The organism is Streptomyces sp. Y7 (assembly GCF_043195415.1).
Taxonomy (GTDB): Bacteria; Actinomycetota; Actinomycetes; order Streptomycetales; family Streptomycetaceae; genus Streptomyces.
In genome coordinates, this window is sequence record NZ_JBIDDQ010000013.1 from 87,786 (window position 1) to 108,815 (window position 21,030).

A 21,030-nucleotide genomic window follows, 5' to 3' on the forward strand; every position below is an offset into this window, starting at 1 on the left:
TCCGGAAAGGACACAGGGGGAAATGCGGGTCCGCCGCTAGGGAGCGGGGGTGAGGACTGCCGTGAGGCGTGGGGAGACGGCCAGACAGGACCGGTTGCGCGGATGGCGCGAGAGAGTGCGCGACAGACGGCGCAGGTCCGTTGCGATCGTCGCGGAGGACACGCTCGCGGCCGGCGGCAGCAACTGCTCGGTGAGCTCGCAGGCGTGGTCGATCTCCCCGGCCCGCGCGTGGGCTAGGGCGCGCCGGACGCCGTAGCGGACCTGCGTGCGCCAGGCGTCGAGGGGCAGTCGTGCGCACTCACGGTCGAGGATCTCGGCCGCCTCGTGCGGCCTGCCGAGGTCGACCAGGCACCAGCCCGTGATCATGGACACGGGGTCGTGCAGATGGGTCGTGCCGAGCACCGGGGCTCCGGACGGAAGCCCTTGGTCCCGGGCGAGGAGTGCGCGCGCCCGGTCCAGGCCGCGCATGCAGGCGTCGTGCTCGCCTGCCAGCGCGTGGCCCTGCGCTTCGCGCTGGGCGGCCAGGCCCCGGATACGCGGAGGGAGCTGGTCCGAGCGGGCGCCCTCGGCCAGGGCGACGGTGTCGCGGGCCTCGCCGCGGTAGTACGTGATCAGCGCGCGACGCACCAGCGCGTACGACGCCAGGTCACGGTCGCCACAGGCGGCGGCCAGGTCCACAGCGTGCGCGGTCCAGCGCAGCGCGGCGTCCTCGTCGCTCGCCTCCTGCGACAGCCAGCCCGTGAACTCGGCGAAACGCGCCGCCAGGGCGAGCAGTGCACGGCCGGCCCGTGAACCCGTCCGCTCCGCGAGCGCGCGCAGTGCACGCGTCTGCTCGGCCACCGCTGGGAGCAGGGAGGCCGGCGGAGACACCTGGCCCAGCCGGCGGTACTGAGCCAGGAGCGACCGATAGGCATCGGCCATCGGTTCTCCGAAAGCCTCGGGGCCGGTCGCTGACGGACCCGCGGACATCGCTGAGGACGCCGATGCGGCCCACGGGCCGGGCGGCGTCATCTCCTCGCCGGGCCCGACGGACAGGACCGCCGCCGCTCCCACGGCGATCACCTGGCGGCGCGAAGGCGGAGACGGCGGCCTCGGAGGCGTTTCGTCCATGGGGGGCACGGATCCTGTTGTCTTGGAGGCGACGGGATCGCGCCTCGGGGGCCGCGTCGGAACCAGGGAGGCCAGCCCACCGCGTGCGTCGAGCGTGGCGTCGCACAGGCGTGCCAGCTCTGGCGATGGGCGCTTCTGGCCCGTCTCGATCTTGCTGAGCTGCCCCTTGCTGTAGTGCACCGATGACGCGAGCTGCGTCAGTGTGAGTCCGGCCGCGATGCGCAAGCGGCGCAGCTCGGCGCCGAACGCAGGTGGCTGCTCCAGCACCTGTCTCCCCCCCTTGGGCCGACGTCCCCGGTCTCTCGGGCCGTCCGGTCCCCTCAGCGTCGGCTCGGCGAGCGACTCGGACAAGGCGGGCGGCGGAGTTTCCCGTTTCCAGTTCTGATACCGGGCGGGAGCGCTCGGAAAGCGTGGCTCGAAGCGGGCGGCTGGAACGATCACGGAAATGGCTGGCGAGCCGTGCTTGCGGATTCGTACGCTGGTGATCTCCCGGTGCGGTGGTCGCGGTTGCTTCTGTGGAGTGTGCCCTCGGGTGCGCGGTGAAACGGAGAGTTCGTGTGCCGTTGCCGAGTTGATCTCGGGAGGCCGATGCCGGTGCGTCCGGTGCGAAGGGGACGGGTACTTCGGGGCTGTGGCCCCCCGCGGGTTCGAATCCCGCCGTCGGCCGGGGCTGTCCCGGTGACGTGGCCGAGTGGTCCAAGGCAGAGTGCGGTCCGTCGCCGTGAGGGAACTCGGGCGGGCGTCGGTTGTCAGTGGCGTTTGGTAAGAATGCAAGCGTGAGCAGCGAGAACGGGAGTGAAGGCGGCGGCGCCGAGGGGGCGTCGCCCGAGCAGCTCGCGCTCATTCGGGAAAGTGTCCGGAAGGCCTCCACGCCCCGGGCGAAGCCCAGGACCTGGCGGGGGGCCAGGCTCGCCGAGCAGTTGCCGGTGGCGCGGGTGCTGGTCGACAAGGGCGTACTGCATCTCGACCGGTACTTCGACTACGCCGTGCCGGAGGAGCTCGACGCGGACGCGCAGCCCGGCGTGCGGGTGCGGGTGCGGTTCGGAGCCGGGCGGCACCGTGTGCGCGAGGGGCGGCGTGAGGGCGGCGGACTCATCGACGGGTTCCTCGTCGAGCGCGTCGCCGAGTCCGACTACGCGGGACCCCTCGCGGCGCTCGCCCAGGTCGTGTCTCCCGAGCGGGTGCTGAGCGAGGAGCTGCTGGCGCTTGCACGCGCCGTCGCCGACCGGTACGCCGGAGGGCTCGCCGACGTGTTGCAGCTGGCCGTGCCGCCACGCAGCGCCCGCGCCGAGCAGCGGCCCTCACCGGAGCCGCTTCCGCCGCCCGGCCGGCCCGAGGCGGGGTCCTGGGGCCGCTATGAGCGCGGGGCCGGTTTCCTGGAGGCGCTCGCATCCGGGAGCGCGCCGCGTGCCGTGTGGAACGCCTTGCCCGGACCCGAGTGGAGCGACGAACTGGCCCGGGCCGTCGTCGCCACGCTGGCCTCCGGGCGGGGCGCGCTGGTCGTGCTGCCGGACGGCCGGGCCGTGGCACGGCTCGATGCCGCCCTGACCTCGCTGATGGGCAAGGGGCGGCACGCGGTGCTGACGGCCGACGCCGGGCCCGAGAAGCGGTACCGCGAGTGGCTCGCGGTGCGGCGGGGGAGCGTGCGGGCCGTAGTGGGGACACGGGCCGCCATGTTCGCGCCCGTACAGGATCTCGGGCTGGTCGCCCTCTGGGACGACGGCGACGACAGCCTCAGCGAGCAGCACGCCCCGCAGCCCCACGCGCGCGAAGTGCTGCTGCTCCGGGCCGCTCAGGACAAGTGCGGTTTCCTGCTGGGGAGTTGGAGCTGCACCGTCGAGGCCGCGCAGCTCGTGGAGAGCGGCTGGGCCCGGCCGCTGGTCGCCGCGCGGGAGCAGGTGCGGGGCGCCGCTCCGCTCGTACGGACCGTCGGGGACGGCGACCTCGCGCGGGACGAGGCCGCCCGCGCCGCCCGGTTGCCCACGCTCGCCTGGCAGGCCGTCCGGGAGGGACTGCGGCACGGGCCGGTGCTCGTGCAGGTGCCCCGACGGGGATACGTGCCCCGCATGGCCTGCGCCAACTGCCGCGCGCCAGCCCGGTGCCGGCACTGCTCCGGGCCGTTGGAGGCGCAGGGCTCGGGCACGGATCTGCGGTGCGACTGGTGCGGGCGCGACGAGGGCGCCTGGCACTGCCCGGAGTGCGGCGGATTCCGGCTGCGCGCCCAGGTGGTGGGGGCACGCCGGACCGCCGAGGAACTGGGGCGGGCCTTTCCCGCCGTGCCGGTGCGGACGTCCGGGCGCGAACATGTGCTGGACACCGTGCCGGGCACGCCCTCGCTGGTCGTCAGCACGCCGGGCGCCGAGCCCGTCGCCGAGGGCGGCTACGCCGCGGCGCTGCTGCTGGACGGCTGGGCCATGCTCGGGCGCCCCGACCTGCGGGCGGGGGAGGACGCGTTGCGCCGCTGGATCGCGGCCGCCTCGCTGGTTCGGCCGCAGAACGCCGGAGGCACGGTGGTCGTCGTCGCCGAGCCGACGTTGCGGCCCGTACAGGCGCTGGTGCGGTGGGACCCGGTCGGGCACGCCGTGCGCGAGCTCGGCGAGCGGGCCGAGCTGGGCTTCCCGCCGGTGTCCCGGATGGCCGCGGTGTCCGGGCCCGTGGAGGCCGTCGCCGAGTTCCTCCGTACGGCCGAGCTGCCGCCGGACGCCGAGGTGTTGGGGCCTGTTCCGCTGGCCGTCACAGCGGCGGGACGGCCCCGTCGGGTGGGCGCGCCGCCGCCGGGCGAGCACTGGGACCGGGCGTTGATCCGGGTTCCGCCGGGAAGCGGGGCCGCGCTGGCCGCCGCGCTGAAGACCGCGCAGGCGGCCCGGATGGCGCGCGGGGCGAGCGAGATCGCGGTGCGGGTTCGGATCGATCCGCCTGATATCGGGTGAGGGACGGGCCTCCGCGCGGCGCCTACGCACGGGGCCTCCGCACGGGACCCCGGCACCGGGGCCTCGGCGCGCGGCCTCGGCACGGGGTCTCCGCACGGGGCCTCCGCACGGCACCCCGGCGCGCGGCCTCCGCAAGGGAGCGACGCACCTCATGGGAGCGACGGCCCTCATGGGAGCGACGGCGCTAACGGGAGCGACGGCCCTCACGGCTGGATCGGGATGGGGACGCCGCGGGCATCGGCGTCGATTGCAGGCCCCGGCAGCTGTCCGCCTCAAGACCCGGCAGAGGAGACGTCAGTCGGCCGTCGGGCAAGACTCTGCCCTCCTGGGTGCGCTCCAGGAGGGCAGAGTGCTGGGGGTCAGCCGTTGCGGGGGCCGGGGAAGGCCGTGGGCCTGGCCTCGTCGCGGAGACCGGGGCTGCCTGCCGTCGGCTGGGTCGGCATCGAGCGGGCCGCGGGGACCGTCGGCACCGTGGGGAGTGCGGTGGAGACGTTGACCGTCCGGGAGCCCGACGGCTCGGACGTACGCTCGGCCTCGGCCGCCGCCTGGGTGGCGGCGCGGCGCGCGCCGTAACGACGGTGCACGGCCTGCTTGGTGACGCCGAGGGCGGACCCCACCGCGTCCCAGGAGAAGCCGAGCGAGCGGTCGAAGTCCACGGCTGCCGTGACCAGCGTTTCCACGCTGTCCCGCAGCTCCTGGGCGAGACGGACCGTCGGAGCGGGTGCGCGTCCGTAGACGACGAAGCCCGTGGAGGGACCGGAGCGGCGCGGGCGGTAGACGTTGCCCAGTTGTGCGGTGAGCGTCCGCAGTGCGTCCACCTGCCGGCGGACCCGCTCGATGTCCCGCACCAGCAAGTGCAGGCTGGCCCGAGCCTGGGCGTCGTGGGTTGCGTGGTCGGCCATGAACAAGCCTCTCGAACCGGCGTTGAAAAGGAGAGGGCCGCGGGTACGGCGCTTGCGGCCCGTTGTGGTCAACTCTTTCTTGACCAACGCGGGAGTGCTCCGCGGGTCACGCCCTGGGGGCGTGTGGGCATATGCCCACGCCCCTGAGTGGTGAGTACGCCCAGCCCCTCGGCCTCGGACGACTTCCGCCCGAACCGCCCGACCGCGCTCGTGGAACAGACTGATCGCCCGGGAACCGGAGCGGATTCGTCCGTCGGGCTCCGACGTGAGCCCCCGGCCCCGGCACCCATAGACTTGTGCGTTGCCCAACCGATCCCGTCCGAGAGGCCCGTGCCCACCCATGAAGCTCGTCTTCGCCGGTACCCCCGAGGTCGCCGTTCCCGCTCTGGACGCCCTGATCGCCTCCGGGCGGCACGACGTGGCCGCCGTCGTCACGCGGCCCGACGCGCCGGCCGGGCGTGGGCGCAGGCTGGTGGCGAGTCCGGTGGCCGAGCGGGCCGAGGAGGCCGGGATCGAGGTGCTCAAGCCCGCCAAGCCGCGCGATCCCGAGTTCCTGGAGCGGCTGAGGGAGATCGCGCCGGACTGCTGCCCGGTCGTCGCCTACGGCGCCCTGCTGCCGCGCGTCGCCCTCGACGTGCCCGCCCACGGCTGGGTCAACCTGCACTTCTCGCTGCTGCCCGCCTGGCGCGGCGCGGCGCCCGTGCAGCACTCGATCATGGCGGGCGACGAGATCACCGGGGCCTCCACCTTCCTCATCGAGGAGGGGCTCGACTCCGGGCCCGTCTACGGCACCGTCACCGAGGCGATCCGGTCCACCGACACCAGCGGCGACCTGCTGACCCGCCTCGCCTTCGCGGGCGCCGGGCTGCTCGCCGCCACCATGGACGGCATCGAGGACGGCACGGTGAAGGCCGTACCGCAGCCGGCCGACGGGATCAGCCTCGCTCCCAAGGTCAACGTCGAGGACGCGCACATCGACTGGAACGCCCCCTCGCTGCGCGTCGACCGGCTCGTGCGGGGGTGCACCCCCGCGCCGGGCGCCTGGACCACCTTCCGGGGTGAGCGGCTCAAGCTCATCCAGGTGCAGCCGGTGCCGGGGCGGGACGACCTCGCCCCCGGTGCGCTGTCCGTGGGGAAGAACAACGTGTACGTCGGGACCGGGTCGTACGCCGTCGAGCTGCTGTGGGTGCAGGCGCAGGGCAAGAAGCCGATGCGCGCCGCCGACTGGGCACGGGGTGTGCGCATCGGCGACGGGGAGAGCGTCGGGGCGTAACCGGCCGTCCGCCGGGGCGAACGTGCGACGTAGGCTGGTCGTACATCTCATCCAGTAATCCGGAGCACCTTTTCGTGAGCGACACCTCCCGTCGGCCCAGCAAGCCCGGCAAGCCCTACCGGCGGCCCAAGAAGGACCCCGTCCGCGTTCTCGCCTTCGACGCGCTGCGCGCCGTGGACGAGCGGGACGCGTACGCCAATCTCGTGCTGCCGCCGCTGCTGCGCAAGGCGCGGGAGAAGGGCGACTTCGACGGGCGGGACGCCGCGCTCGCCACCGAGCTGGTGTACGGGACGCTGCGTCGGCAGGGGACGTACGACGCGATCATCGCCCAGTGCGTGGACCGGCCGTTGCGCGAGGTCGACCCGCCGGTGCTGGACGTGCTCAGCCTGGGTGCGCATCAACTGCTGGGGACGCGGATTCCCACGCATGCCGCGGTGTCGGCGTCCGTCGAACTCGCCCGGGTCGTGCTCGGCGACGGGCGCGCGAAGTTCGTCAACGCCGTGCTGCGGAAGATCGCGCAGGACGATCTCGACGGGTGGATCCAGCGGGTCGCGCCGCCGTACGACGACGACCCCGAGGAGCATCTCGCCGTCGTGCACTCGCACCCGCGGTGGGTCGTCTCCGCGCTGTGGGACTCGCTGGGCGGCGGGCGCGCCGGGATCGAGCGGCTGCTGGAGGCCGACAACGAGCGGCCCGAGGTGACGCTGGTCGCGCGGCCGGGGCGGGCCACGACCGAGGAACTGCTCGGCGAGGAGGCCGCGGTGGCGGGGCGCTGGTCGCCGTACGCCGTGCGGCTCGCCGAGGGCGGGGAGCCGGGGGCCATCGAGGCCGTCCGCGAGGGACGCGCCGGGGTGCAGGACGAGGGCAGTCAGCTGGTCGCCCTCGCTCTCGCCCATGCACCGCTCGACGGTCCCGACGAGAAGTGGCTCGACGGGTGTGCCGGCCCCGGCGGCAAGGCCGCGTTGCTCGCGGCGCTCGCCGCCGAGCGCGGCGCCATGCTGCTGGCGTCGGAGAAGCAGCCGCACCGGGCCGGGCTGGTGGCGAAGGCCCTGCACGGCAATCCGGGGCCGTACCAGGTCATCGCCGCCGACGGGACGCGCCCGCCGTGGCGGGCCGGGAGTTTCGACCGGGTGCTGGTGGACGTGCCGTGCACCGGGCTCGGCGCGCTGCGCCGTCGGCCGGAGGCCCGCTGGCGGCGGCGCCCGGAGGACCTGGACGGGTTCGCCCCGCTCCAGCGCGAGCTGCTGCTCGGCGCGATCGACGCCGTGCGGGTGGGGGGCGTCGTCGGGTACGCGACCTGCTCGCCGCACCTCGCCGAGACCCGGGCGGTGGTCGACGACGTCCTGAAGCAGCGGACCGGCGTCGAGCTGATCGACGCGCGGGCGTCGCTGCCGGGGGTGCCGGAGTTGGGGGAGGGGCCCGATGTGCAGTTGTGGCCCCACGTGCACGGCACGGACGCGATGTACCTGGCGTTGATGCGGAAGGTCGGCTGAGGCCGGGGCGGTTGTCGCGGGTTCCCGTACGAGTGCCCCCCCGCGTTTCAACTCGGTGTGAACGCCGCTCTGACCTGCTCCAGCGTCTCCTGCGTCCCGGGCCAGTCCTGCGTCGTGCCTCGCACGATCATCGCGAACAGGCGTCCGTCGTCCGTCTGGAAGACGCGGTCGACGGCCCTGACCCGCTCTCCGAGGTCCTTGCTGTCGTACTCGTAGACGAGCTCGCTCGCATACGTCTCGTCCGGGACGGCTCCCCGGCTGATCTGGGTGAAGCCGGGCTGCCCGGAGAGGCTGTCGGCGGCGACGTCGAGGGCGTCGTCGGGCGTGTAGCCCGGCTCGACCACCTCGAAGATCTGCAGCAGGCTCAGCTCGTCGGGTGAGGTGTAGAAGACGACGGCTCCGCCCTTCTGCTCGCTGCGGGTCCAGTCCTCGGGGACGACGGTGGAGAAGCCGGAGGGGTCGTCGACCGCCCGGAACCCGTCGGGTGTCTCGGGCGACTCGGAAGCTGCGGTGAACGGGTCCTCGGAGGTGGGAGCCGGGTCGGACGAGAGAGTCGTGGGCGGTTCGGCCTGTCCGTCCGGGGACGTCGTGGCCGAGTTCGACGCGCCGCCCGCCTTGTCGTCGTCGCCCGTCGGGTCGACGACCAGCCAGGTCGCGAGTGCGGCGACGGCGACCGCCGCGCCCACCGCCGCGGCGATCGTCCTGGTCCGGCGGCCACGCGGGGCCCGCGGGGCCCCGGGCGGCACGGCGGGCGGCGATGCCCAGTCGGGACCCGGGGCGGGCGGTAACGGCCCGCCCACCGGCTCCCCGGCGGGCCACTCTCCCGGTGCCCCGGCCGTCGGCGGCCTGCCGGGCGGCGGAGGCGGAACCGGGTGAGCGCCCGCGCCGACCGGTTCCCACGACTGGGTGTCCTTGTTCCACCGGACCTCGCCGGCGCCCCCGCCGCGCATCGCTCAGCCCCCGATGAGGCCGGCCACGGCCGTGCCGAGGGCGGTGGCGGAGGTGATCGCGCCGAGGACGCCGCCGGCCGCCTCCAGGGCGGTGCGGAGCCGGTCCAGGACGCCGGGCTGGGCCCGGCCGGTGGTGGTCACCTGTCGCTCGGTCTCCTCCAGGCTGGCGGAGAGCTCCTCCGTCTCGGAGGTGGTGGGGTACCTCTTCAGGTCCTCACTCAGGTCGCGGACGGCCTTCAGCAGGGCCTGGTACGACTCGTCGGCCGGGGCCGACACCGAGGTGTACGAGGCACTGGCACCGGCACCGACCGCGATGCCGTTGCCGGTGACGGATCCCCCGACGTACGTACCGGAGCCGGGTCCGTCGGCCGCTGGCGTCTGGTTCATGTGGTCCCTCCGTTGTCTGCTGCTGTTCGACGCGCGGTGTGACGCGCCGATGCGACGCTCCGATGTGACGCGTGATGTCGAGGTGCTGTTTCAAGGTGCCGTTGCGAGCCGCTACTTCGACGCGCCACCGGCACCCGCCGAGGAGGCCGGGGGCGGCTTGCCGGCCGACACGTCGGCCTTGCTGCCCTTGCCGATTGCGATCCCGTTGCCCTGGACGTTGCCTCCGACGAAGGTCCCGCTGTTGTTGAACACGTTGGTGACCTTCTGCTCGAACTCGGCGACCTCGTACCCGGCGTTCCACAGCGCCTCGCGCACCCCGCTCGCGATCCGGTCCTGGATGGACTTGAGGTAGCGGGCGATGTCCATCTCCTGGAACAGGGTCGCCCGGTCGTCCGCGCCCAGCTCCCGCACCGAGGCGCCGGGCCCGTCGGGCAGCGTGTCGGCGTGAACGTCGGTGAGCTGCCGCCACGCCTGGGCGACGGCGCGGGCGAGGACCCGCAGGGCGTCGCCGGTCGCGGCCGGGATGCGCAGCAACGCGAAGAGGTAGCGGCCGGGGCCGCCGCGGTGCAGATGCTCGTGCGCCTTCCTGTCGGCGGTCGCGAACAGCGCGTTGACCGGCGGCAGTACGTGCGGGGCGACCTCGAGCATCAGCATGCCGCCCTGGGTGTGGACCCGCACGAAGACGGTGACGACGATCTCCTCGTCCCACCCGCCGACGCGCACCCGCAGGAAGTGCCGGCGCTGCTCGCCGCCCTCCTCCACCGCGTCGGAGCGGTGCATCAGATACGTGTCCTCGGTGTACGGGAAGGCCATCCGGCCCGGCAGCCCTTCCGCGGGCAGGAACACGCACTCGTCCACGACGAGTTCGCGCAGCCGGTCGAGCACGGCGTCGGTGGCCTGCGGGGAGGTACGCGCCGACGGCTCCCGCAACTGCTCCACCAGCGGCTTGATCTTCTCCAGGACGGTGGCGTTGTCGAGCGGCTCCGCGTCCGTCGCGTCGGTCTTGCGGAGAGCGTCGAGGGGGGAGTCGGAATCGCCGTTCGCGCGCGGGCGCAGTTCGATCGAGAGGGACCAGGGCTCGAAGGGCAGTCCCGCGCCGCGGAACGGGTCGGCCTTCGCGTAGAGGATCAGCGGCGCGTGCTGCTCCTGGCGGATACGCCGGCTCAGTTCGCCGAACCGCTGCGCGGTCGCCGCCTCGGCCGGGTCGTCGGCGACGTTCGCGAAACGCTGCTTGGACAGTTCGCCCGCGATCGTGCGGGCGAACTGGCCCCGCTGTCCCACGCTGAGCAGGGCCAGCAGCAACGGCAGCGCGAGCAGGCACGCGGCGGTGAAGCGGGTGGGTTCCGCGAGGGCCGCGTCCAGCAGGTCGAAGGGGGTGCCGAGACCGGCGCCGTCCGACGCGTCGAGGAAGCTGTCACCGGAGGTGCCGTAGGAGTAGTCGGACGCGTACTCCTCCGGCCCGGCGATGAGCAGCCGGATCAGCGTGACGTACACGAAGAGCAGGGTGAGGCGCCCGTACCAGCGCAGTACGAAGGCGAGCAGCCGCCGGAACATGGCGAACTGCGGGAACTTGCCGTCGATGTCGCGGCTGCCGCCCAGTCGGCGGCCCAGCGCGATCAGGAGGATCGGCCAGATCACCACGGTGATGTGGAACTTGGTGAGCGCCGCCACGACCACCCACAGGGCGATCATCCCCGCCGACCACGCCACTTCCTGGCGGCGGGAACGCAGGGCGTGGGCGAGGATGCGGGCCGCGTCGTAGCCGTAGGAGGGCGCGGCGAACCGCTCGCGGTGCACATACAGTTCGTCGATCACCGCGTCCCGGTAACCGACGTGCAGATACGTCCCCGCGCAGAGCAGCCGGCACGCCTCACTCCGTGCCGGATCGACCGGACGGCGCGGACCGGAGCTCGGCGTCCACCCCCGCTGGGGCGGGAGCTGCGGCTGGGTCATGGATCGTCCCCCGATTCAGGAACCAGTCATGGCAGGTTGCCCTGTCATGGTGCGATCAACTGCCCCATCGCGCACGGGAGTTGGCCGCATCAGGATCGACCAGCATAGGACACGCGTGTGACGCCAGTCACCCGAAGTCGGGCTCTCACCCCTACCGCTCACGTTTCCTGCGCGGCGCCTGCACCAGCCATGTCCCCCCGGAACCGGTCCGCCCCCTCAGTCACCCCGCTGACCGACTCCCGCCTCCGTCTCCGCGACCGCCGCCGGATCCCCGTCGTCCCGGGACAGTCTGTGCGGCCACCACACCTTCTTCCCCACGTCCAGGAACAGGGACGTCACCAGCACCGAGCGCACGATGAAGGTGTCCAGGAGCACGCCGAGCGCCACGGCGAAGCCGATCTCGGCGAAGGCGACCATGGGGAGGGTGCCCAGGGCCGCGAAGGTCCCGGCGAGGACCAGGCCGGCGGAGGTGATGACGGCGCCGGTGGCGGCGAGGCCGGTGATGACGCCCTTGCGCGTGCCCTGGTGGGCGGCCTCCTCGCGGATGCGGGTGGTCAGGAAGATGTTGTAGTCGATGCCCAGCGCCACCAGGAAGACGAACACGAACAGCGGGAAGTCGGTCGCCTCGCCCGCGTAGTCGAAGAGGTGGCGGAAGGCCAGCGCGCTGATGCCCAGGGCCGCCGTGAACGACAGGATCACCGTCCCGATCAGCAGCAGCGGGGCGATCAGCGCGCGCAGCAGGACGCCGAGGATCAGCATCACCACGACCAGGACGAGCGGGATGATCAGGATGTTGTCGTGGGTCGTCGCCTCGTCCGCGTCGAGGAGCGCCGCCGTGCCCCCGCCCACCTGGGCGTCGGCGTCCGGCACCGCGTGGACGGCGTCCCGCACCCGTTCGACCGTCTGTTTCGCGGCCTCGCTGTCGGACGGGGCGGTCATCGTCGCCTCGAAGAGCACCTTGCCCTCGTAGAACGGCTTCGTGCCCGGTGGCAGGCCGAGTGACTCGGGGACGACGCCCCGGGTGTCGGCGACGACGCGGCCCACCTCCCGGGCCTGGGCCTGGTTGCTGACGATCACCAGCGGGTCGCCGCTGCCGGCCGGGAAGTACTCCTCGGAGATCTCCTGGCCGGTGATCGACTCCGGTTTGTCGGTGAAGGCGTCGGCGTTGCTCAGGCCCTCGGCGCGCAGCTGGATCATGCCCAGGGAGCAGACCGCGAGGACCCCTGCCGTGATGATCCAGGTCATGCGCGGGCGCCGGGCGATGTTGCGGCCCATGCGCGCCCAGGCGCCGCGCTCGTGCGGGTTCTCCGCGCCGACGTGCGGGATCACCGGCCAGAAGATCCAGCGGCCGAAGATGACGAGGAGCGCGGGGAAGAGGGTCATCATCGCCAGCAGACCCACCGCCACGCCGATCGCGGCGACCGGGCCGAGGCCGCTGGTGGAGTTCATCTCCGCCGCCAGCAGCACCAGCATGCTCAGCACGACGGTCGCGCCGGAGGCCAGCACCGCCGGGCCCGCACGGTGCAGGGCCAGGGCCATCGCCTCGTGACGGTCCTCGTGGTGGCGCAGTTCTTCCCGGTAGCGGGCGACGAGGAGCAGCGCGTAGTCGGTGCCCGCGCCGAACACCAGGACCGTCAGGATGCCCGCGCTCTGGCCGTTGACGGTCAGGCCCCCGTGCTCCGCCAGGAGATAGATGAGGGCCTGCGCGGTGAACAGGGCGACGATCACGGAGACCAGGGGGACCAGGAGCAGGGTGGGGCTGCGGTAGGTGATCAGCAGCATCACGATGACGACCGCCATCGCCGCGAGCAGGAGCGTGGAGTCGATGCCCTCGAACGCCTCGGCGAAGTCCGCCGACGTGCCACCCGGACCGGTGACGTACACGGCGAGGCCGCCCGTGCTCGTCCCGACGATGTCCTTGATGGAGTCGACGGCGGGCGCGATCCGGTCCCAGCCCTGCTCGTCCATCGTGATCGGGACCTGGACCTGCGCCGCGCGCGGGTCGATCTCCCGGTCGAAGACGGGCCCTCGGGTCTCGGCGCCGCGGATGCCGTGGTCGGTCAGCTGCTTGAGCCGGGCCACGTCCTCGGTGATCGCGGCCCGGTCCTGTGCCGTGAGTCCGCTGTCGCGGGCGTAGATGACGACCGCGGGGATCTGCTCCGGCCGGAAGTTCTCGGAGATCTGCAGGACTTGGGTCGATTCCGCGGACCCGGGCAGCCAGGACGCCGCGTCGTTGTCCTGGGCGTCGCTCAGCTTCTGCGCGAGCGGCGCCGTCACGAACAGCGCCACCAGCCACAGGACCAGCACCACCCACTTGGCGCGTCGCCCGCAGACCAGATGGGCGATGCCCCGCTGTCCCGGACCTGCGCTCCGGTCCTTCTCCTGGGTCTCCGTCATGGTCCCCCCCGCAGCCGCACGCCGATCCGGCCGGCCGCCCAGCATGGCACGCACGGACCGGACACAACATCCGATGAACGTCTTAGGTCTGGACCGGCGCGAACATTCGTGCCCGGACATGGCAGGCTTGGGTCATGGCCGCGCAGATCAACCCGAGCATCCTGTCCGCCGACTTCGCCCGCCTCGCGGACGAGGCCAGGGCGGTCGAGGGAGCAGACTTCCTCCACGTCGACGTCATGGACAACCATTTCGTCCCGAACCTCACGCTCGGCGTGCCGGTCGTAGAGTCCCTGGCCCGTGCGACGGACACTCCGCTGGACTGCCATCTGATGATCGAGGCCCCCGATCGGTGGGCGCCCCAGTACGTGGAAGCGGGGGCCTCCTCCGTCACCTTCCATGTCGAGGCCGCCGCGGCCCCCGTGCGACTGGCCCGGGAGATCAGGGCCAAGGGTGCCCGCGCCTCCATGGCGCTGAAGCCCGCGACACCCATCGAGCCCTACGAGGATCTGCTGCCCGAACTCGACATGCTGCTGATCATGACGGTCGAGCCGGGCTTCGGTGGTCAGGCGTTTCTCGACATCATGCTTCCGAAGATTCGCCGCACCCGCGAGTTGATCAGCAAGCACGGCCTCGACCTGTGGCTCCAGGTCGACGGCGGTGTCTCGGCCACCACCATCGAACGCTGTGCGGAGGCGGGCGCGGACGTCTTCGTCGCCGGTTCGGCGGTGTACGGGGCGGACGACCCCGCCGCGGCGGTCCGCGCGTTGCGCGCTCAGGCGGAGGGCGTCACCAAGTCCGCCGCCTGGGCATGCGACCACTGAGCCAAGGGAACGTGAACGGCGCCCATCAGGGCGGATCAAGAGCGCCGGATCTGCAAGGATGAACGGCGAATCCAGAGTGTGAACAGCAGTGAGGAGATCGCCGTGTCGGGTATGTCGGCGGGCCGGTCAGCCATGCGGATGGGACCCGCTGAGCTGGTGCAGGCGGCGGCCATGGCCCGCCGCTTCTACCTCGAGGGCAAATCCAAGATCCAGATCGCCGAGGAGTTCGGCGTCAGCCGCTTCAAGGTGGCCCGGGTCCTGGAGACCGCTCTCGAACGGGATCTGGTGCGCATCGAGATCCGTGTGCCGGCCGAGCTGGACGCGGAGCGCTCCGACGCGCTGCGCGCCCGCTACGGCCTGCGGCACGCCGTCGTGGTCGAGTCCCCGGCCGACGCCGAGGAGACGCCCGACCCGGAGAACCTGGGAGAGGTGGCCGCCGACCTGCTCGGTGAGCTGGTGAACGAGGGTGACGTGCTGGGTCTGGCCTGGGGCCGGTCCACCATCCACATGGCCGCGGCGCTGGACCGGCTGCCGCCGTGCACGGTCGTGCAGCTGACGGGTGTCTACGACGCCGGGACCGCCGAGCGCGGTTCGGTCGAGGCGGTCCGCCGGGCGGCCCAGGTCTCGGGCGGCGACGCTCACCCCATCTACGCGCCGATGCTGCTGCCGGACGCGGCCACCGCTACGGCGCTGCGTCACCAGACCGGCATCGCGCGCGCCTTCGAGTACTTCGACAAGGTCACCGTCGCCTGTGTCTCCATCGGTTCCTGGGAGCCGGGCATCTCGACCGTGCACGACATGCTCAGCGACGAGGAGCGCGCGCACTACGCCTCGCTCGGCGTCGCCGCCGAGATGTCCGCGCACCTCTTCGACGCCGACGGCCGCCGTGTCGGACGTGACCTGGGGGAGCGGTGCATCACGGTCAAGGCCGACCAGCTCCGCCGTATCCCGGAGGTCGTCGCGATCGCGGGCGGGGCGCGCAAGGCGGCGGCGATCGACGCGGTGCTGCGGTCCGGGCTCGTCACCAGCCTGGTGACGGACACCTCGGCCGCGGACGTGCTGCTGGCGGCGGGTCCGACGCCGAAGCCGGCGCTCAACAGGGCTGATCCGGACGGGAACTGACGGAAGTTCAGAAGGGGGTGGCCGCGGCCGCCCCCTTCCTCGTTCACGATCACTACGACGGGGTGGTTACTCGGATGACGGAGCTCGTGGTCACGCTCGACCTCGACGGGGTCACGGACAAGGCGGCCCTGATGGACCGCTGCGCCCGCGATCTGCGGCTGCCCGACTGGTTCGGGCGCAACTGGGACGCGCTGGCCGACTCCCTCTCCGACCGCACGGTGTGGCCGGAAGCCGCCGTCGAGCGGGGGATGCGGGTCGTCGTACGGAACTGGCGGCCGTACGCGAAGGCGCGGCCCGACGAGTGGGAGACCGCCCAGGAGGTGTTCGCCGAGGCGGTGGACCGCACGTCGGCGCTGTCCGTGCTGCTCGCTCTTGGAGGATCCTCCTAGGGGGCCTCTGACCTGCTCGTATGAAGCAACCGTGCATCGCATTCCGGTCAGCATGGGACAATGAAGTACGTGCTCTTCCCCCTGGCTGACCTGTCCGGGGGCCACCTCTGATCGACTGGGATGTGCAGCACGTGCGTTTCCTCAATGACATCCAGCCCCCGTACGACCTGACGTACGACGACGTCTTCATGGTCCCGAGCCGCAGCGCGGTCGGTTCGCGGCAGGGTGTGGACCTCAGCTCCCCGGACGGCACGGGCACCACGATCCCGCTGGTCGTCGCCAACATGACCGCCATCGCCGGCCGCCGTATGGCCGAGACGATGGCCCGGCGCGGCGGCCTGGTCGTCATCCCGCAGGACATCCCGATCGAGGTCGTCACCGAGGTCGTCTCCTGGGTGAAGAGCCGCCACCACGTCCTCGACACCCCGATCGTGCTGGCCCCGCACCAGACCGTCGCCGACGCGCTGGCCCTGCTGCCCAAGCGGGCGCACAACGCCGGTGTGGTCGTCGACGAGAACCAGCGGCCGATCGGCGTGGTCACCGACGAGGACCTCTCCGGCGTCGACCGCTTCACGCAGCTCGAAGTGGTCATGTCCCGTGACCTGCTGCTCCTCGACGCCGACATCGACCCGCGCGAGGCCTTCAACAAGCTCGACGGCCACAACCGGCGCTACGCGCCCGCCGTGGACTCCGAGGGCCGTCTCGCGGGCATCCTGACCCGCAGGGGCGCCCTGCGCGCCACGCTGTACACGCCGGCCGTCGACGCCGACGGGAAGCTGCGCATCGCGGCCGCCGTGGGCATCAACGGCGACGTGGCGGGCAAGGCCAAGCAACTGCTCGACGCGGGCGTCGACACGCTCGTCATCGACACGGCGCACGGTCACCAGGAGTCGATGATCGCCGCGGTCCGGACCGTGCGGGCGCTCGACCCGCAGGTGCCGATCGTCGCGGGCAACATCGTCGCCGCCGAGGGCGTCCGGGATCTGATCGAGGCCGGTGCCGACATCATCAAGGTGGGTGTCGGCCCGGGCGCGATGTGCACCACGCGCATGATGACCGGCGTCGGCCGGCCGCAGTTCTCGGCGGTGCTGGAATGCGCGGCCGAGGCGAAGAAGTACGGCAAGCACGTGTGGGCCGACGGCGGTGTCCGCCACCCGCGTGACGTCGCCATGGCGCTCGCCGCCGGCGCGTCCAACGTGATGATCGGGTCCTGGTTCGCGGGCACCTACGAGTCCCCGGGCGACCTGCAGCAGGACGCCAGCGGGCGGCTCTACAAGGAGTCCTTCGGCATGGCCTCCGCGCGCGCCGTGCGCAACCGCACCTCCGAGGAGTCGTCCTACGACCGCGCCCGCAAGGCGCTGTTCGAGGAGGGCATCTCCACCTCCCGCATGTTCCTCGACCCGGCCCGCCCCGGCGTGGAGGACCTGATCGACTCGATCATCGCGGGTGTGCGGTCGTCCTGCACCTACGCCGGCGCCGGCTCCCTGGAGGAGTTCGCCGAGAAGGCCGTCGTCGGCATCCAGAGCGCCGCCGGCTATGCCGAGGGCAAGCCGCTGCACGCCAGCTGGAGCTGACGCTCGGTCAACTCCCTATCGCCCGATGACTCGGGCTCAGCCGTGAGCGGGCGACCGCGGATAGTCGGTGGCTTGTCGCGCAGTTCCCCGCGCCCCTTCAGGGGCGCGGGGAACTGCGCGATCGGCCCCCTGGCGCCCGCACCTTGCAACGGTCGAAAGCCCCCCTGCAACGAAAGCCCACCCAGTCGCCAGACACGCAATGATCATGCGGGCACACGCAAGGTTGCTGCATTTCACCAGCAACGTCACTCCTCGTAGGCTGTCGCCTCGTAAGTAGCGTGGCAGGGACCCCGCTCGGTGGGTCCCTGCTGCAAGGGGTGCCGCCGGTCCCTGCCGCCCTGACCGGCAGCGACAAGGAGCCAGCGCGTGCTCGACCAAGGCGCACCCCCGCAATCCCCAGGCCAGACAGCCGCCCCCGCGCCCCTCGGCGTCGGTGCGCGTCTGATGCGCCGCAAGCCCGTGGAACACCTGGTCGCAGAGGGTGGCCAGGGCGAGGGAGGGTCCCTGCGGCGCTCCCTCGGCCTGTGGCAGCTCACCATGATCAGCATCGGTGCCACGCTCGGCACCGGCATCTTCGTCGTCCTCGGCGACGCCGTCCCGGAGGCCGGTCCCGCGGTCACCCTGGCCTTCGTGATCGCCGGCCTCACGGCGCTCTTCTCGGCCCTGTCCTACGCCGAGCTGGCGGGCAGCATCCCGGTCGCGGGCTCCTCCTACTCGTATGCGTACGCAACGATGGGTGAGCTGGTCGCCTGGGTCTGCGGCTGGTGTCTGGTGCTGGAGTACGGCGTCTCGGTGGCCGCCGTCGCCGTCGGCTGGGGCGAGTACCTCAACGAGCTGCTCGACGGGACGATAGGCGTCACCATCCCGTCCGTGCTGTCCTCCGCGCCCGGCGAGGGCGGGATCATCAACCTGCCGGCGCTGATCGTCGTCATGCTGGCGATGGTGTTCCTGCTCGGCGGCGTCCGTGAGTCCGCGCGCGCCAACACGATCATGGTCGCGGTCAAGATCGTCGCGCTGGTGCTGTTCTGCGCGGTCGGCTTCATGGGCTTCAAGTCCGGCAACTACGAGGACTTCATGCCGCTCGGCATGGCCGGCGTGAGCGCCGCGGGTGCCACGCTCTTCTTCTCCTACATCGGCTTCGACGCCGCCTCCACCGCCGGTGAGGAGGCCAAGGACCCCAAGAAGGACCTGCCGCGCGCGATCATGCTGTCGCTGATCATCGTGACCGTGCTGTACGTCCTCGTCGCGGGTGTCGCGGTCGGCGCCTGGAACTGGACCAAGTTCGAAGGTTCCGAGGCCTCCCTCGCCGCGATCATGAACGACGTCAGCGGCCAGTCCTACTGGGGCACGCTGCTCGCCCTCGGCGCGGTCATCTCCATCGCGAGCGTGGTCCTGACCGTCCTCTACGGCCAGACCCGCATCCTGTTCGCGATGTCCCGTGACGGCCTGGTGCCCAAGGCGCTCGGCAAGGTCCACGCCAAGACCGGCGCGCCGCGCCTGAACACGGTCATCGTGTCCGTGTTCTGCGGCGCCCTCGCGGCCCTCATCCCGCTCGGCAAGCTCGTCGACGCCACCAGCATCGGCACGCTGTTCGCCTTCGCGCTGGTCAACATCGCGGTGATCGTGCTGCGTGTGAAGCGGCCGGAGCTCGAGCGCACGTTCAGGGTGCCGTTCGGGCCGGTGCTGCCGGTGCTGGGCTTCCTGTTCTGCGCGTACAACATGTTCAGCCTCGACACCGTCACCTGGGTGGTCTTCGGGTGCTGGATGGCGGCCGGTCTCGTGTTCTACTTCCTGTACGGCTATCGCCGTTCCCGTCTCGCGACGGACGCAGCTCTCGCAACGCCAGAAGTGAAGTGAACCACCCGCAGTGCTGAACGATCTCGACGAACGCATCGTGCACGCCCTCGCCGAGGACGCCCGCCGCTCCTACGCGGACATCGGGCAACTCGTCGGCCTCTCCGCGCCCGCCGTGAAACGGCGCGTGGACCGGCTGCGTGCGACCGGAGCCATCACCGGGTTCACCGTACGGGTGGACCCCTCCGCCCTCGGTTGGGAGACCGAGGGGTTCGTCGAGATCTACTGCCGGCACAACACCTCGCCGGAGACCATCCGGCGGGGTCTTGAGCGGTATCAGGAGGTCGTGGCCGCGTCGACCGTGACCGGGGACGCCGACGCGGTGGTGCAGGTCTTCGCATCCGACATGCGGCATTTCGAGCGGGTTCTCGAGCGGATCGCGGGGGAGCCGTTCGTGGAGCGGACCAAGTCGGTGCTGGTGCTGTCGCCCTTGTTGCGGCGGTTTTCGTCCGGGTCGCCGACGTAGCGCTCCGCGGAGGCCGGGTTTCATCCGCGGGCCGGTGGGGGCTTGTCGCGCGGTTCCCCGCGCCCCTCAGAGGGCGTTGGCACGGACCTTTCTCAGCATGCGCCGGACGATCAGTGCGTGGGCGCCCGTGCCGATGACGAGGCGCCGGTAGACGGCACCCGCGCGTCCCGGGAATCTCGCCCTCGTCTCGGCCCGCAGGCGCGTATGGCCCCGGTCCGTCTCGTTCAGGTGGAAGAGCAGGGCGTACGTCGAGAACGGGTGGTGGCCCACGTAGGCCAGCTCCTCGCCCGGGATCGACACCGCCACGCGGAAGCCTCGGGAGCCGTTCATCATGGCGCCCAATTGGTGCCAGACGGCGTCGGTTGTCGCCTCGACGGTCGTCGTGTGTTCGTCGACGAACGGCAGGGCGGGGATGTCGGTGGCGTCCATGAGGGAAGTCTCGCCCGGCCGCCCGTGTCCGGTCCTCCTCCGGCAGGCGGAGGCGGGTGGCCGTTCGGGGGAGGGCGTCAGTCCGCCGTCTTGCGGGCCAGGGCGTTGTTGTCGATCGAGTTGTGCACGCTGAAGCTCACCGCGTCCGAGCGATAGCGGTCGTCCGACCACTCCACCGGGCGGCCCTCGCGGGTCGTCGTCACGCGTCGCACCCGCAGCAGCGGGCTCGTGCGGCGGATGCCGAGCAACTCGGCGTCCTGGGCGCCGGCTGACACCGCGTCGATGACGTGCTCGCCGTAGGCGAAGACCAACCCCGTGTCCTCGTACAGGCGTTGGGTGACGGACGCGCAGTCGGGCTCTATGGACTCGACGGCCGGCGCGATCCAGTCCGCGTAGACCGTGCGCTCCAGGAGCACCGGTTCGCCGTCCAGGCCGCGCACCCGCAGGACGTGCAACACCTGTGTTCCGGCGGTCAGTTGAAGGCGCACGGCGTCCTCCTTCGTCGCCGGGCGGTACTCCTGGGTGACCACGTGGCCGGTCGCCTCCCGGCCCATCGCCTTCGCCCACTGGGCGAAGCTGCGCAGCTCGGCGAAGCTCTGGCTGCGGCGGCTGGCCAGCACCACGCGGCGGGCGCCCTGGCGCGAGCCGATGAGGCCCTCGGCGGTCAGTGCGGCGACGGCCTGCCGGACCGTGCCGCGGGAGACGCCGTAGTGGGCCGCGAGTTCCGTCTCGGCGGGCAGCAGAGAGCCGACCGTGTACTCCTCGCGGTCGATCGCCCGGCGCAGCTCGTCGGCGATCTCCTCGTGTCGCGCCGTCATGCTTCCCCTCTGAGTCGGTTGCTGTGCACAGCGTGACCAGCGTAAACGAGATCCGGTGGTGATCCGTGTCCGTCAGGAGTGTGCACGAATTCAGCGGTCAGGGTTTCGCCTCCGTTCACCGTCGAGACATGAGGGGCGGGCGTACTGAGGCCAACTTGTTCA

At 72.0% G+C, this 21,030-nt stretch carries 17 protein-coding genes; 9 read left to right on the plus strand and 8 right to left on the minus strand.

Translation table 11 applies throughout. The features are described from left to right. Positions 1 to 36: 36 nt before the first annotated feature. Positions 37 to 1,377, minus strand: coding sequence for a helix-turn-helix domain-containing protein (locus ACGFW6_RS28025; protein ID WP_393515493.1), 1,341 nt, complete (start codon positions 1,375 to 1,377; stop codon positions 37 to 39). Positions 1,378 to 1,886: 509 nt separating this feature from the next. Here ACGFW6_RS28025 and ACGFW6_RS28030 point away from each other — a divergent pair. Then, positions 1,887 to 4,040 (plus strand): primosomal protein N', encoded by a 2,154-nt coding sequence (locus ACGFW6_RS28030; RefSeq protein WP_393515496.1) that lies wholly within the window; start codon positions 1,887 to 1,889, stop codon positions 4,038 to 4,040. 359 nt (positions 4,041 to 4,399) lie between these two features. On the opposite strand, the gene ACGFW6_RS28035 is transcribed toward ACGFW6_RS28030, so the two are convergent. Further along, positions 4,400 to 4,942, minus strand: a complete 543-nt coding sequence (locus ACGFW6_RS28035; protein WP_393515499.1) for a hypothetical protein — start codon at positions 4,940 to 4,942, stop codon at positions 4,400 to 4,402. A 340-nt stretch (positions 4,943 to 5,282) separates the two neighbouring features. Here ACGFW6_RS28035 and fmt point away from each other — a divergent pair, with 340 nt between their 5' ends. Together fmt and ACGFW6_RS28045 are read left to right on the plus strand one after the other, a co-directional pair. Then, positions 5,283 to 6,215: a methionyl-tRNA formyltransferase gene (gene fmt / locus ACGFW6_RS28040; protein WP_393515502.1), complete on the plus strand. Its 933-nt coding sequence runs from the start codon at positions 5,283 to 5,285 to the stop codon at positions 6,213 to 6,215. Positions 6,216 to 6,289: 74 nt separating this feature from the next. Next, the gene (locus ACGFW6_RS28045; protein WP_393515505.1) at positions 6,290 to 7,708 is read left to right on the plus strand and encodes an RsmB/NOP family class I SAM-dependent RNA methyltransferase; all 1,419 of its coding nucleotides are present in this window, start codon (positions 6,290 to 6,292) and stop codon (positions 7,706 to 7,708) included. A gap of 47 nt (positions 7,709 to 7,755) precedes the next feature. Here ACGFW6_RS28045 and ACGFW6_RS28050 read toward each other — a convergent pair whose 3' ends face one another. The 4 genes from ACGFW6_RS28050 to ACGFW6_RS28065 all read right to left on the minus strand — a co-directional run bounded on the left by ACGFW6_RS28050 (position 7,756) and on the right by ACGFW6_RS28065 (position 13,395). Further along, entirely contained in the window at positions 7,756 to 8,394 is a 639-nt protein-coding gene (locus ACGFW6_RS28050; protein WP_393515508.1) for a hypothetical protein, read from the minus strand. Between the two features lie 267 nt (positions 8,395 to 8,661). After that, entirely contained in the window at positions 8,662 to 9,045 is a 384-nt protein-coding gene (locus tag ACGFW6_RS28055) for a hypothetical protein (RefSeq protein WP_393515511.1), read from the minus strand. Between the two features lie 111 nt (positions 9,046 to 9,156). Then, positions 9,157 to 10,998 carry a hypothetical protein gene (locus tag ACGFW6_RS28060; RefSeq protein WP_393515514.1) on the minus strand — a complete coding sequence of 614 codons (1,842 nt, stop codon included), beginning with the start codon at positions 10,996 to 10,998 and terminating at the stop codon, positions 9,157 to 9,159. Positions 10,999 to 11,214: 216 nt separating this feature from the next. Continuing rightward, positions 11,215 to 13,395: an MMPL family transporter gene (locus tag ACGFW6_RS28065; RefSeq protein ID WP_393515517.1), complete on the minus strand. Its 2,181-nt coding sequence runs from the start codon at positions 13,393 to 13,395 to the stop codon at positions 11,215 to 11,217. A gap of 134 nt (positions 13,396 to 13,529) precedes the next feature. Here ACGFW6_RS28065 and rpe point away from each other — a divergent pair, with 134 nt between their 5' ends. The 6 genes from rpe (at position 13,530) to ACGFW6_RS28095 (ending at position 19,621) form a co-directional block, all read left to right on the plus strand. Continuing rightward, positions 13,530 to 14,216, plus strand: coding sequence for a ribulose-phosphate 3-epimerase (rpe, locus tag ACGFW6_RS28070; protein ID WP_393515520.1), 687 nt, complete (start codon positions 13,530 to 13,532; stop codon positions 14,214 to 14,216). A gap of 78 nt (positions 14,217 to 14,294) precedes the next feature. Next, complete coding sequence (locus ACGFW6_RS28075; RefSeq protein ID WP_393515523.1) at positions 14,295 to 15,338, plus strand: sugar-binding transcriptional regulator; 1,044 nt, start codon at positions 14,295 to 14,297, stop codon at positions 15,336 to 15,338. 74 nt (positions 15,339 to 15,412) lie between these two features. Further along, entirely contained in the window at positions 15,413 to 15,727 is a 315-nt protein-coding gene (locus tag ACGFW6_RS28080; protein WP_393515526.1) for a barstar family protein, read from the plus strand. 131 nt (positions 15,728 to 15,858) lie between these two features. Then, positions 15,859 to 17,301, plus strand: a complete 1,443-nt coding sequence (locus ACGFW6_RS28085) for a GuaB1 family IMP dehydrogenase-related protein (protein WP_393515529.1) — start codon at positions 15,859 to 15,861, stop codon at positions 17,299 to 17,301. Between the two features lie 366 nt (positions 17,302 to 17,667). Continuing rightward, positions 17,668 to 19,158 (plus strand): amino acid permease, encoded by a 1,491-nt coding sequence (locus tag ACGFW6_RS28090; protein ID WP_393515532.1) that lies wholly within the window; start codon positions 17,668 to 17,670, stop codon positions 19,156 to 19,158. A 10-nt stretch (positions 19,159 to 19,168) separates the two neighbouring features. After that, on the plus strand, positions 19,169 to 19,621 hold the full coding sequence (locus tag ACGFW6_RS28095; protein ID WP_062713983.1) for an Lrp/AsnC family transcriptional regulator: 453 nt from the start codon (positions 19,169 to 19,171) through the stop codon (positions 19,619 to 19,621). A 66-nt stretch (positions 19,622 to 19,687) separates the two neighbouring features. Here the strand turns inward: ACGFW6_RS28095 and ACGFW6_RS28100 are convergent, their stop codons facing one another. Both ACGFW6_RS28100 and ACGFW6_RS28105 read right to left on the minus strand, forming a co-directional pair. Then, a complete protein-coding gene (locus tag ACGFW6_RS28100; protein ID WP_393515535.1) occupies positions 19,688 to 20,050 on the minus strand; it encodes a hypothetical protein in 363 nt (120 codons plus the stop codon). 77 nt (positions 20,051 to 20,127) lie between these two features. After that, a complete protein-coding gene (locus ACGFW6_RS28105) occupies positions 20,128 to 20,868 on the minus strand; it encodes a GntR family transcriptional regulator (RefSeq protein ID WP_393515537.1) in 741 nt (246 codons plus the stop codon). Between the last annotated feature and the right edge of the window lie 162 nt (positions 20,869 to 21,030).

Coding starts and splice junctions, on each gene's coding strand:
- ACGFW6_RS28065 (WP_393515517.1), bottom strand. CDS start 13,395: ATGACGGAGACCCAGGAGAAGGACCGGAGCGCAGGTCCGGGACAGCGG.
- ACGFW6_RS28080 (WP_393515526.1), top strand. CDS start 15,413: ATGACGGAGCTCGTGGTCACGCTCGACCTCGACGGGGTCACGGACAAG.
- ACGFW6_RS28060 (WP_393515514.1), bottom strand. CDS start 10,998: ATGACCCAGCCGCAGCTCCCGCCCCAGCGGGGGTGGACGCCGAGCTCC.
- ACGFW6_RS28100 (WP_393515535.1), bottom strand. CDS start 20,050: ATGGACGCCACCGACATCCCCGCCCTGCCGTTCGTCGACGAACACACG.
- fmt (WP_393515502.1), top strand. CDS start 5,283: ATGAAGCTCGTCTTCGCCGGTACCCCCGAGGTCGCCGTTCCCGCTCTG.
- ACGFW6_RS28035 (WP_393515499.1), bottom strand. CDS start 4,942: ATGGCCGACCACGCAACCCACGACGCCCAGGCTCGGGCCAGCCTGCAC.
- ACGFW6_RS28105 (WP_393515537.1), bottom strand. CDS start 20,868: ATGACGGCGCGACACGAGGAGATCGCCGACGAGCTGCGCCGGGCGATC.
- ACGFW6_RS28055 (WP_393515511.1), bottom strand. CDS start 9,045: ATGAACCAGACGCCAGCGGCCGACGGACCCGGCTCCGGTACGTACGTC.
- rpe (WP_393515520.1), top strand. CDS start 13,530: ATGGCCGCGCAGATCAACCCGAGCATCCTGTCCGCCGACTTCGCCCGC.